The organism is Bradyrhizobium diazoefficiens (assembly GCF_016612535.1).
GTDB classification, from domain to species: Bacteria; Pseudomonadota; Alphaproteobacteria; order Rhizobiales; family Xanthobacteraceae; genus Bradyrhizobium; species Bradyrhizobium diazoefficiens_C.
Genome location: NZ_JAENXS010000002.1, coordinates 2,248,859 through 2,261,156 on the forward strand (window position 1 = coordinate 2,248,859; position 12,298 = coordinate 2,261,156).

Genomic DNA, 12,298 nt, shown 5'->3' on the forward strand with positions numbered 1-12,298 from the left:
TTTTCAATCCTAAGCAGTCGGCCGCTTATAGATGAGATTGGTGCGCTTGAAGTCGATCACCAGCCGGCTATGCTGATTGACGCCTTTGGTGTGCCAAGTGCAGATCGCCTGTTGACGATTTTTCGACGATGGTCGATTGGCGAGCACCGTCGAGGTGGCGGTCAACGTATCGCCGGGGTAGACCGGCAAGTGGTAGGTCAGATCGTCGACGCCGAGAAATGCGGCGCCATTCTCGCTGAGGTCCTCGACCGACAGGCCAAACACCGTGTTGAAGACGAGCATCGGATTGACTTGCTCGCGGGGATGGCCGTGCGCGAATGCAAACTCGCGATTGTAGTAGAGCGGATTGAAGTGGAGGGTTAGCGTTGAGAACAGTGAATTGTCGCCTTCGTTTATCGTGCGACCCCAATGATGGGTGAATTCGCGGCCGATCTCGAAGTCCTCACACCAATGACTCCGCTGACGTTCCACAGCTCGCTTCCGAAAGTCGCCTTCCATCCTTCTTGTTCCTTACATTTGCTCGTGAACCAGTAGCGAAGTGAAGTGCTTCAGGTCGGCCTGCTGCTCGAGCGACAGAATCCGATCCGCAATAGCGTCGGCCCGGCGAGGGCCGAAGATCGGTCCGACCAGCAAGCGGAATTTGGCGAGAAGCTTCGACTGCTGCCGCGCGAGATCTGTTTCGGGCACACCGGAATCGTGACTGCCGTGAAGAACCCGCCCGTCAGCCAACTGCACAGTCACTTCGCTTCGCGTCAAAGGCCAATCTTGCGCGAACGTCACCTCGACCTTGTCGCGCAGCGCCTGCAATCCGGGATCCGCTGCGCTGGCATCACTGAAATTCGCGTTGAGCGCCGTATCCACACCCGCCAACGTGAAAGCAGCAATCATGCGAAGGGAAAATTTGATTTCGAGACCGGTGCTGGGTCGAGCAATATTGCAGATCGCATCCGCTCCAACGTCCTGACGCACAGTGACCTTGACCACGTCGGAATGCGAAAAGGCATGCTCGGTCTGTAGAGCGCGCAACGCCTCGATCGCTGCATGGGTCTGGTGGCAACACGCATGATACTTAAACAGATTGTCGACGATACGATAATTGCCGTGTCCAGACGAAAACCGTTGGACCGATCGCATACCGTCAGAATGCGTGGCAACGAAACCGTTAGGACACTCCAGCACGTCAGTGCGGCTGGTAAAGCCGCGGGCCGCCAACTCCGCGGCGAGCAAGCCGCTCTCACCAGCCCTTGCCGCATGCAGGGGCTTGCACATCGTGCCGAACATCGATTTTAGCCCAGCCGCTTGCGTGCCGGCGATGCCCAGCGCTGTCGCAACAGCGCGACCGTCAAGACGGCAGAGATGCGCAGCTGCGGCCGCGGCGCCGAAAGTACCGATGGTACCGGTCGCATGAAAACCACGCGCATAGTGGCTGGGTGAAACCATCTCGCCGATTTCACATTCGGCTTCGTACCCGGCCACGAATGCGGCAATCAGGTCGCGCCCGCTGGCGCCCCTATTCTCCGCGAGCGCCAAAGCGGCGGGCAGAACGGCGACCGTGGGATGGCCCATCATTCTGACATTCACATCGTCGTAGTCGAGTGCGTGAGACGCAGCACCGTTGACGAGAGCCGCCTGACGTGGCGAGGCGCCGCGAGCGCGACCGATCAAAGTGGCGCAGTCGCTACCGCCCTCGGCAGCGACATGATCGGCGAGTATATCGACCAAGGGCTCGCGGGCGCCCTGCACCGCTACGGCTACCCAGTCCAGGATGCAGTGCTTGGCAATCGTAATAACGGTTGCAGGCAGATCGTCGTATCTTAGAGCAGCAACGCTATGCGCCAGTGCTTGCGTCACACTCTGGTCGACGTCCTGGCGACGAACTTGTCTGTTCATTGAGCCGCTCCTTCTAGAGCCTTGCCAGAGCCGGCGTAGACATCGCCAACGCAACTGCCCGCCGCGATTTTCGCGCGCACAGCGCGTCGCATTGCCTTGGCGTTCGGCGGCCGCTCTAGGCCAGTGACGCTTTGATGCCGGATGAGGAGAGCCATTTCTCTTCCTGAGCGAATATCGCCCTTCTCAGTTTTGTAACGTTATGAGTTTGATCGATCAACTTGTCAATGTGCTTTTGCAAGATCCGCAAGACCGCCTGATTCTCGCTTTAAGTGACCGCACAAGAATGAACTTTTGTGATATTTATCAATTATATATCTGATCTATCGATCACCGCGCTTCCGAAGGAGTCACGACCTTGTCCCTTAGCAAGATTGCGAACCAACCTGAGCCCCATCATCCCCCGCCAGAAACATACTTCGGGAAAATTTTGTATCGTTACATTGTGATAAGGTCCTTAGAATCGGCGGACGGGTGGAGGCCAGTTTGAGCAGGACGAAGGTGGGCGCGGGCAAGCCGACAATCCGGGACGTCGCCAAAGTGGCCGGAGTATCTCAGGGCACGGCGTCTCGGGTCATCAATCAGCTACCCGTCAAACCGGTGCTTAAGGCGCGCGTAGACGACGCCATTGCTAAGTTGGGGTACACACCAAACGCCCTCGCACAGAGCATGCGGCTGAGATCGACCCGCACCATAGGCATCCTGATCCGCGATTTTTCCGTACCGGGCTTCGCCAGCTTCGTAAAAATGGCACAGAGTATTCTGTCAGACGCCGGCTATGTGCTGATGTTGGCGGGTTCGGAAGACCGCCCCGAGCGAGAGCGAGAGATTTTGAACGCCTTCATTGGTCGCGTTGATGGGCTCATTCTGAGCACCGGTTCGGCGAGCAATAGCCTCTTGGAAAACGCCGGGACGAATCTATCTCTTCCAATGATCATGCTCGATCGAGAGCCGAGCGAGCACCAGGACGCGATCCAGATCGCCCACCGCGAGGGCGTACATCGCGCCTTGACCTATCTTTTCGAACTCGGTCACCGGCGCGTCGCGCTGATCACCGGTGACTCGAATGTGCGGCCCGCCCGTGAGCGTATTCTTGGCTATCGCGAAGCCCACGTCGAACACGGGATCGAGATCGACAAAGCTCTCATCCGCACCCGCAACTTCTCCAAGGAATATGCCTTTACGGAAACAAGTGCCCTTCTCGCGAGCAAAGATCGGCCGACCGCAATCATCGTCGGTGGTGTAGCGATGCTACAAGGTGCGCTTCGCGCCATAAAAACCTGCAATCTTCGAATACCGGAAGATATTTCCCTGATAGGCGGGACCGATCCGGAATTGGCCGAATTGGTCGAACCAGCCGTGACGGTGATACAGGTGGACTACCACGCGATCGGCGCCGAGGCGGCCCAGCTTATGCTTGATCGACTCGACAATCGCATTGACCCTTCTCCGCGCATTATCAAATTCGATTCCACGTTGATCATCCGGCAATCCTGTTCAGCTCCTCCGACAACGCGGTCGGAACCCGATGCCACGGAGGCGGTGCGTGGCTCGACCGAGCCGTTTGAACATCCAACCTGAACTGTTTTGCTTCCAACTTTACCACGCCGTAGCATCTTCCTCGGCTCGCGAACGGCCGCGCCCGACCAAGCAGTGACCGCCAAATCACCCATTCGCACGCGCAACCGAGGTCTTATCGGCTTGAGATAGGTCGCCAGCAACGGGACGCGAACAAGCCGCTCGATATTCTGCTTTCAGTTGACGGCAGAGTTTTGCGACCGGCGGAACATCTTCGATGTTCCCAACGCCATGACCAGCGGTCCAGATATCTTTCCAACGCTTCCGCGTCTCGGCGGCCGTCACGATCTTGCCAGGCAGCGTCGTCCGCAAAACGTCCAGATCGACACCGGCCGCAAGCAGACTCTTTGTCAGCCAATTGGCAGGAGCCCCGTCGACGGAGGCACTGTAGAAGACGTCCGTTGCATTCGACGCAACGATCATACGTTTGTGCTCCTCCGGTGCGGCCGATTCGATCGTGGCGATGAAGCGGGTTCCTACATAGGCAAAATCCGCTCCCATAACCTGTGCCGCAAGGACGTCCCGTCCGGTGGTCATTCCGCCCGCCAAGGCGATGGGCCCGCTATGGATCTGGCGCAACTCATTCATCAGCGCAAAGGGGTTGATCGTTCCGGTGTGTCCACCAGCCCCGCCTGCAACCGCGATAACGCCATCAACCCCCGCTTCAAGAGCCTTTTCAGCGTGGCGTTTACTTGCGACATCGTGGAGCACGAGACCACCATAGTCATGGATGCGCGAGATGACGTCGGTTGGAGCGCCTTTCGAAGTCAGCACGACCGGCACGCGATATTTGATGCACTTCTCCAGATCGTCGGCCATCCGGGCATTGGAAGGATGGACCACGAGGTTGACGGCGAACGGAGCGATCTTATTCTCGTTCACCTCGCCGCGAAGGCGCTTCAACCCCTCAATTGCCTCGATCAACCATTTCTCAAAGATTTCGGAAGTGCGCGCGGTATGCGCCGGAAAACTGCCCATGACCCCTTCCGAGCAGGCGGCGAGCGTCATCGCAGGCGTCGATACAAGAAACATCGGCGCCACGATGAGAGGAATTTCGAGCTGATTGACCAATTCGTCCGCGTTCAAGAGAGCCTCCAGTGCTGATTGGCTTATTGTTCGATGGGCTCAGAGCGAGTTACGCCCAGCTCTGCGAGGCGCTGTATCGCTGGCTCGTCCAATCCAAGGACTTCGCACAGCACTTCCCGCGTATGCTGACCGAGGTCGGGTGCGTCGCGATTGATCTTCAACTGTGCACCATCAAATCCGTACGGACGCCCCTTCACGATCTCGCCGCTCTCACGCCAAACGAGCGTTTGCCCCGCAAACTGTCTCTCTCGAATCAGGGAGGCGCCGTCGCGTACGGGTGCAACAGCCAGGCCAGCATCCCTCAGCACATCCACGATTTCAGATGCTGGATGGACTGCGCACCATACTGCGACGCGACCACCCAGATCTCCATCTCCGCCGACGATGGCGCGGCAGCGTTCAACGTCGATGCTGTTTTCAATCGTGAGCGCGATCCATCGTCCATCCGACGCGAGAAAACAGTCCTGTAGGACCATCGCCTCGTCGGCGTTAGCCCTCCTGGGCAACTCGGCTCGCTCGACGTCAACCGAAGCTGCAAGGATCTCCTCCCCGATCAGAAAACTCGTCAGCTCCCGCTGCGAAATATCGAGTAGGGCACCTTTGCCGGAACGCCGCGCCACACGAATTGCAGCTATGATCATGCCCGTGGCAAAGAGAGACGCTACTTGGTCGGGATAGTTCACGTGCGGCCCACTGATGACCGGCTTGTCTCCGTCATAGCCGGTGAGCGCGGCGACCCCACCCATTGCCTCCAAAGTCGATCCAAAAGACGTGTGAAGCCTATACGGGCCCGTCTCGCCCTGACTGGATATCGACGCGAAGATAATGCGAGGATTCCGTGCTGCCATGGAGGCATAGTCGAGCCCCAAACGCTCCAGAACTCCACGACGAAAATTTTCCACGACGACGTCGGCTGTCGCAACCAGATCTTGTAGGATCCGTCGGCCTTCCGGGATCTTCGCGTCGAGGGAAACGCCAAGCTTGTTGCGATTGGTAAAACGGAATTGAGGTGATCGGTTCCACCACCCCGGGCCCCTACCCCGATTACTCCCCATCGAGCGGAATAGGTCCATGAAGCTGGCAGACTCGATCTTGATAACCTCCGCTCCGAGGTCCGCCAGCATGGCCGAGGTATTCGCACCAGCAGTCAGTTGACCAAAATCGACGACACGAATGTTTGCGAGAGGCCTCACAGTGCAACCATTTCTCAACGGTTCGGGGTTCTTGTTCAAATGTGACTGTTCCAAAGCACTGGCAATCGAGGCACTCGCGCGCCTTTGATCGACGCATCGCGCAGCGGCACAATAAATCCACGCGCCAAGTTCTGAGGGTCGTTTGCGAGATCGGCCGGACTACAGACGGGCCCGAGGGGTACGCCACGTCTTTGCGCCTCATCATAGACTTCAGCGCGCGTCCGCGTGGCAAACCACGGCTCTAGCCGCTGGTATAGCTCGCGGATATGCTTCAGCCGCCCTTCGCGTGTGGCAAACTTTTGTTGGTGCAAATCCGGGCTGTTCACAAGATTACGCAATTTCTCGAACTCAGTGACGGAGAAGACGACCGCAATCCAACCGTCAAGACAGCGCACGACCTGAAATTCCGACTGGTCGCCTTGACGGCTCGGCGGCTTCCCCACGTCGTCGATCCCGGCGATCGCTTTCCAATTCACCCACATGACCGTTTCGATCAAGGAGACGCGCGCCGGCGGCGGATGGCGACCGGCGTCGCGCTCTGCGAGCAGTGCCATCAGCGCCGTAAACACGGATAGCCCAGCCGAATATGACGCCTGATGCCCTCCAAGGCGCAATGGCTTGCGATCAGGATCGCCGATCATGTCCAGCAAACCGCCGAGCGCCAGCGCAGTAAACTCCGACAATCTTGCGCCCGTCGCCATTCCTGCCGGCCAACCGACAACTTCAACCTGCGCAAGAGGACATTCCGCAAGGAATGTCCTCAACTGATCGTCTTCCTCGAAGAGGACTCCATCGACTCGCGCGTCCAGAAGCGTTTCCAACGCCCTCCTCGCCTCCGCTGCATCGCTCGGCATTGAAAGCATCGTCTTGCCAGCGTTTAGAAACTTGAACAAAGCGCTGCGATCGGCCTTAGGACCGCTCGGCAAGATGGGCGGAAGTTGTCGGACCGGATCGCCACTGAACGGTTCAAGCTTGACAACCTTTGCGCCAAGCTCCGAAGCGATCTTCCCGGCAAACGACGTCGCCAAACGAATGCAGATGGGCGCTTGCGCGTTGCCGACTTCAAGCAAGACGCTACCTTCAAGCGGCTTACTATTGTCCAATTCGGGAGTCGGGGCACTATTCTTTGTCATGTGCACTTTGCGATTTCGGTCATCTGTGATGCCACCACGAAGAACGGGACTTTTTCCAGACATCGCGTGAAACAACTTCACCATGGCGAGCGACGATGCCCCACCCCCAAGCCGGTTGCGCTGGCACGTTCAACCATAGCTTCCGACTCGACCTTAGCGTCGACGGATCAATTTCATACCCGTTGACATCCGGGAAAGACGAACATCACATCTGTGATTTAAGGAGACGAAATCAGGGACAAGAGTGCCGATGCCGCGCAAAGCTGAAACTCAACCAATCAAGTCCGCGATGCGGACGCTCGCATTGCTGGAATATTTCCGGCGCACGAAAGCCGCCGCCTCCGTGACGGAGATATCCGCGGCACTTGGGATTCCGCAGTCGAGCACCTCGGTTCTTCTGAAGAGCCTCGTCGCGCTCAACTATGTCGAGTACGACTCAAAGACCCGAAGCTTCCTGCCGAGCTATCGAGTTGCGCTCCTCGGCGACTGGATCCAACGCGCCCGCTTCGGCGACGAGCGAATTACAGATATCATGGAGCAGCTCCAGGCCGACACCGGCGAGACAGTCATGCTCGGACAGCAGTCCGGTGCAGGATTGCAATACCTTCACGTCGTGCCCGCGAACTATCGCATTCAATTCATGGTCTATGCTGGTGAAATCCGCCCGATGTCCCGCACGGGACTCGGACAGATCCTACTGAGCTGCAAGACCAACAACCAGGTCCGAGCGATCGTGCGCCGCAACAATGCTGAGGAGTTAAACGTGCCTGCGCATTTTCGAGAGACGGCTCTGATCCTGGAAATGGAGGCGATCCGTCAGCGTGGCTATTCCGAGACCAAGGGGCGCACAACTCCGGGGGCCAACACGATTGGCATGCTGGTCCGATCGTCAGGTAAACAGAGCTTGCTCGCGATCGGCATCGGCGGCCCGTTCGATCGGATGGATTCCAAGCGGCAACAGGTCATCGATGCCCTGCGGCGCCGCCTTGGATGAGGCCCGAGTTGGAAACCGATAGACAGTAACTTTCGTATTCTGCGCGATCGCGTCCGATAGCCACGCGGACCTCGACGGTCGATCAGGTCCACGCGCCTTGACGGACTCGACCGAAGCCATCGAATCCGATCGGCATACTCTATTCCTAAGTTCTCATCTGCCCAAGCACATCTGGATTTGCGACATTGGTGGGCGTTCCCATTGAGTAAGCCGTGATCTGATCGAAGATATCGGCGAACTGAACCTCATATTCCTCGCGCGTCACATAGCCGATATGCGGAGTTGCCAGCAAATTGGGAAGCAAGAGGAATGGATCTGACGGATCGATCAGCGGTTCTTGATCGAATACATCGACCGCGGCCTGTCCCGGCCGTCCCGCCCGGAGCGCCTCAGCCAGCGCACCGGGGGCAACCAGCGGCGAACGACTGGTATTGACCAAGAGCGACGTTGGCTTCATGCGCGCGAGGTCCCTTGCGGTAACGATGTGGCGGGTGGCGTCGACCAGCCGCAAATGGAGCGAGAGAACGTCGCTCTGCTCGAAAAACGCTTCCTTGCTATCGGCTACGCCGAAGCCCTCGTCGCGTGCACGCTCGAGAGAGCCTTCGCGGGCCCACACCATCACGTTCATGCCGAAGGCTCGACCGTAACCCGCGACCTCGTGCGCGATACGACCCCAACCATACAAGCCAAGAGTCTTGCCTCGCAGCGAGGCGCCAATGCCGATCTGCCATTGCCCGGCTTTGAGCGCAGCGACCTGCTGGGGTATTTGGCGCATGGCAGCGAGCACCAGTGCCCACGTCAGCTCGGCCGTGGCATAGGACGGCGTGCTCGAATGCCGGTCGGACGAGACGACAACACCAAGCCGAGTGCAGGCTTCTACGTCGATATGCGGCCATACGCTGCGCTGGCTGATGAGCTTCAGTTTCGGTAGTCGATCGAGCAAGGGAGCGCGTATCTTCGTTCGCTCCCGGATCAACACCAGGATTTCGGTCTCGGCGAGACGCTTAGCGAGCACATCTTCATCTTGAACATGGTCGTTCCAGATCGTCACCTTGTGATCCGCAAGCTTGGCGAAGCTGCCGAGCGTACGTACCGTGTCGTGGTAGTCATCGAGGATGGTTACATTCATGCGAAGACGCTCCTGGCTGTCAGCGCGGGATAAAATCCTCTCGAACTATTGGCCAGTGCGTTTCGCTTTCGGAATTCGAGATATCACATATGTGATGTATGCCGCTCGTCGACGCCAATCCCTTGCTGTCCTGTTTTCTCGCGCGCAATGTCGGCCATTGCCCAAAACGGGCGACCTGCAAGAGAGGAGGAATTATGTCGTCAAGGTCGGGGATCTTAGTTCGCGCGCTACTGATACTTGCTACAGCATTTTGGATGAAGGAGTCTGTTGCCCAGAAGAAATATGATCCCGGAGCGAGCGATACCGAGATCAAGATCGGCAATTTCGCCCCTTACAGCGGGCCTGTTTCTTCCTATTCCGTGATCGCCAAAACGGAGGCCGCGTACTTTAAAAAGATCAACGCCGAGGGCGGCATCAACAGACGCAAGATCAATTTCATCTCCTATGACGACAGCTATAGTCCGCCGAAAGCGATCGAGCAGGCGCGTAAGCTCGTCGAGAGCGACGAAGTCCTCCTGATCTTCCAGCCGATAGGCACGCAATCAAATTCGGCGATACAGAAATACATGAACGCAAAAAAAGTACCGCAACTCTTCGTGGGCAGCGGCGCCACCAAATTTGGCGATCCGACGAAATTTCCTTGGACCATGGGTTGGATGCCCAACTATCAGAGTGAAGGGCGCATCTACGCAAGGTATATCCTGGAGCACTTTCCGAACGCCAAAATCGCCGTGTTCTGGCAGAATGACGACTCCGGCAAGGATCAGTTCAAGGGATTGCGCGATGGCCTCGGCGACAAGGCCAGCATGATCGTGGCCGACAAATCGTATGAAGTGACCGATCCATCGATCGATTCGCAGATCGTGACCCTGCGTGATTCAGGCGCTGACACGTTCTTTTCATGGGCAGCCCCAAAGGGATCCGCGCAGGCAATCAAGAAGGTCGGCGAACTCGGCTGGAAGCCGAGGTTCTTCCTGGCAAATGTCTCCACATCTGTAGCCAGCGTGTTGAAACCCGCTGGATTGCAAAATGCGAAGGACATTATTTCATCGGCCTACCTGAAGGACTCCTCCGACCCGGCCTGGAAAGACGATCCAGGCGCCAACGCGTGGCGTTCCTTCATGGACCAATACTATCCCGAGGGAGACAAAACCGACTGGAACACCATCTATGGCTACGCCGCGGCGCAGACCATGGTCCAGGTTCTCAAACAATGCGGCGACGACCTCACGCGGGAAAACGTCATGAGGCAGGCAGCCAACCTGCGGGATTTCTCTAGCGAGATGTTACTTCCTGGCATCAAGATCAATACAAGCCAAACCGACTTTTTCCCGATCGAACAAATGCAGCTTATGAAGTTCGACGGCGAGGCGTGGCATGTCTTCGGCGATGTCCTCTCCGGTGATGTTGGCGGGCATCCCGGTCAATAGCAGTGACGTGCGCCGTCACGGTCCAAAAGTTATGGGATCAGACCAAGATGGCGCGGACCGAACGGGTGTCCCCGGCAGTTCGAGCCATTCCAACCGTCCGTGCACTAAGGCCTGCTCCGTGAAGCTAGTCTCGACGGAATGGTCGCCGATGATGTCTCCTCCGCAAAGGGGCGTGACCTCAACAACGCCCCCCGGGGAAATCTAGCGCCAGGCAAACGTTCCACAGGCCGACGCCTCTTTCGATCGCGCAAGACACTAAGGATGTCTCGAGCGGCATACAGGTCCTGCGGCCACCAATTGAAGAAGCTTCGTCCCGGCAAGGATCACCAGCCACAACCGCATACTTGCGTTGCGCTTTATTGCGGTGCGCAACTCGTTCAGAAGCTTCTCGACTTGCGTCGCGCCGCAATCGCGAGGCCGATGACGACGACGCAGGAGAATGATGCCGGAACCGACGCCGCCAGAAACAGGCTTTGGCTCGACCAGTCGAGCGCGACAAGCCGGGCGGCGACAACGGGCCCAACGATGGCCCCGGCCCGACCGACACCCAGGCTCCAACCCACACCGGTTGCGCGGATTCCGGTTGGATAGAGTGTCGACGCGAGTGCGTTGAGCGCCGGTTGAGCTGCAACAATGCAGAGGCCCGCGGTGAATATAACCGGATACAGGGCTGACAGCGACAATCCCGGTTGACCGATCGCGGCGACCGCAAGTCCCGCGAGGAGAAACACCGGAACGAGGACGCGATAGTAGCCGAGACGATCGATGAGTGGCCCCATGATGATCGCGCCAATCAAGCCACCGAGTTGGAGCGTCGTGCCCATCAACACCGCGGTCGATGAACTGAACCCCATACGCGTCGCAAGCAGCGGCAGCCAGTTCGCGAGAAAGAACAGGTTGAGGAGATTGGCGAAGCTGAGCAACCAGAGCAGCAAGGTCATCGGCGCCCGGCCATCGCGGAAGAGCTCAGCAAAGGAGCCTCGAGCGCGAACCTGCTCGGATTCGGCCAGGTGCACGTCTCGACCCAGATTAACGTTCGGAGCGATGCGGCGCAGCAATTGTCCAAGTTTCTCGTGCGTGCCTGCCTGGGACGACAGGAAGAGAAGCGACTCAGGCAGCCACCAATACATGACGGCGGCAATTCCCAACGGCAGCACGCCGCCGACCAAAAAGACCGATTGCCAGCCTCCGAGCGGGATCAGCGCCGCAGCAATCAGACCACCTGCGATCGCTCCACCGGTAAACCCGCAGGAAATCCACATCAGCAAGGAGGCGCGCTGGCGTTGCGGGCTGTATTCGCTGGCGAGTGCAACGGCATTCGCCATGACTCCACCAATGCCGAGCCCGGTCAGAAAGCGCAGGGCGATCATCTCTGGGATGGAGGTGGTGGCAGCCGTACACAGCATGCACAGGCTGAAGAAGGCTGTCGACCCTACCAGCACAGGCCGCCGGCCGACGCGATCGGCGATGATGCTCAACAGCATCGAACCAACCAGCATGCCAAGGAGTCCGGCACCGAAGATTGGGCCGAGAGCAGCCGGCGCGATGCTCCAATCCTGTGTCAAGGCGGGAGCGACAAATCCGATAGCCTGGACGTCGAACCCATCCATGACGACGACGCCACCGATCAGAACCATGATCCTTTTCTGGAAGGAACCAAGCGGGTTCAAGTCAATCAGGGTCGCGACATCCACAGTCGCGGGATGGGCCAAATCCGGCGAGCGAAGGACGGCTGCTTCTGCGAAAGACTCTTCACGGTGAAAGCGCGGACCAGGGAAAGTCATTGAGTGATCTCGGTTTGCGGTATGTGGCATGTCTATTCGCCAAGGCCGAAGGGGCATCGGCGCCGTCAACCACGGACTGCACCC

General features: G+C 58.2%; 10 protein-coding genes. 3 read left to right on the plus strand and 7 right to left on the minus strand.

Features of this window, described 5'->3' with window-relative positions; genetic code table 11:
- Positions 1-9: 9 nt before the first annotated feature.
- Positions 10-471 (minus strand): MaoC family dehydratase, encoded by a 462-nt coding sequence (locus JJE66_RS27440; RefSeq protein WP_200517573.1) that lies wholly within the window; start codon positions 469-471, stop codon positions 10-12.
- A 39-nt stretch (positions 472-510) separates the two neighbouring features.
- Positions 511-1,890 (minus strand): MmgE/PrpD family protein, encoded by a 1,380-nt coding sequence (locus tag JJE66_RS27445; RefSeq protein WP_200517574.1) that lies wholly within the window; start codon positions 1,888-1,890, stop codon positions 511-513.
- Between the two features lie 483 nt (positions 1,891-2,373).
- Here JJE66_RS27445 and JJE66_RS27450 point away from each other — a divergent pair, with 483 nt between their 5' ends.
- Positions 2,374-3,468 (plus strand): LacI family DNA-binding transcriptional regulator, encoded by a 1,095-nt coding sequence (locus JJE66_RS27450; protein WP_200517575.1) that lies wholly within the window; start codon positions 2,374-2,376, stop codon positions 3,466-3,468.
- A gap of 84 nt (positions 3,469-3,552) precedes the next feature.
- On the opposite strand, the gene JJE66_RS27455 is transcribed toward JJE66_RS27450, so the two are convergent.
- From JJE66_RS27455 to JJE66_RS27465, 3 genes are read right to left on the minus strand one after another with little or no spacing between them, the layout of a single operon-like run.
- Positions 3,553-4,551, minus strand: a complete 999-nt coding sequence (locus JJE66_RS27455; protein ID WP_246756548.1) for a nitronate monooxygenase family protein — start codon at positions 4,549-4,551, stop codon at positions 3,553-3,555.
- 23 nt (positions 4,552-4,574) lie between these two features.
- Positions 4,575-5,783, minus strand: a complete 1,209-nt coding sequence (locus JJE66_RS27460; protein ID WP_200517576.1) for a CaiB/BaiF CoA-transferase family protein — start codon at positions 5,781-5,783, stop codon at positions 4,575-4,577.
- The gene (locus tag JJE66_RS27465) at positions 5,780-6,814 is read right to left on the minus strand and encodes a CoA transferase (RefSeq protein WP_200517577.1); all 1,035 of its coding nucleotides are present in this window, start codon (positions 6,812-6,814) and stop codon (positions 5,780-5,782) included. The genes JJE66_RS27460 and JJE66_RS27465 overlap by 4 nt, the downstream gene beginning before the upstream one ends.
- Before the next feature lie 313 nt (positions 6,815-7,127).
- Between JJE66_RS27465 and JJE66_RS27470 the strand changes: the two genes are divergently transcribed.
- The gene (locus tag JJE66_RS27470) at positions 7,128-7,871 is read left to right on the plus strand and encodes an IclR family transcriptional regulator (protein WP_200517578.1); all 744 of its coding nucleotides are present in this window, start codon (positions 7,128-7,130) and stop codon (positions 7,869-7,871) included.
- Between the two features lie 145 nt (positions 7,872-8,016).
- On the opposite strand, the gene JJE66_RS27475 is transcribed toward JJE66_RS27470, so the two are convergent.
- Complete coding sequence (locus tag JJE66_RS27475) at positions 8,017-9,000, minus strand: D-2-hydroxyacid dehydrogenase family protein (RefSeq protein WP_200517579.1); 984 nt, start codon at positions 8,998-9,000, stop codon at positions 8,017-8,019.
- Positions 9,001-9,254: 254 nt separating this feature from the next.
- Between JJE66_RS27475 and JJE66_RS27480 the strand changes: the two genes are divergently transcribed.
- Positions 9,255-10,430 (plus strand): ABC transporter substrate-binding protein, encoded by a 1,176-nt coding sequence (locus JJE66_RS27480; RefSeq protein ID WP_246756549.1) that lies wholly within the window; start codon positions 9,255-9,257, stop codon positions 10,428-10,430.
- A 377-nt stretch (positions 10,431-10,807) separates the two neighbouring features.
- Here the strand turns inward: JJE66_RS27480 and JJE66_RS27485 are convergent, their stop codons facing one another.
- The gene (locus JJE66_RS27485) at positions 10,808-12,214 is read right to left on the minus strand and encodes an MFS transporter (protein WP_200517580.1); all 1,407 of its coding nucleotides are present in this window, start codon (positions 12,212-12,214) and stop codon (positions 10,808-10,810) included.
- Between the last annotated feature and the right edge of the window lie 84 nt (positions 12,215-12,298).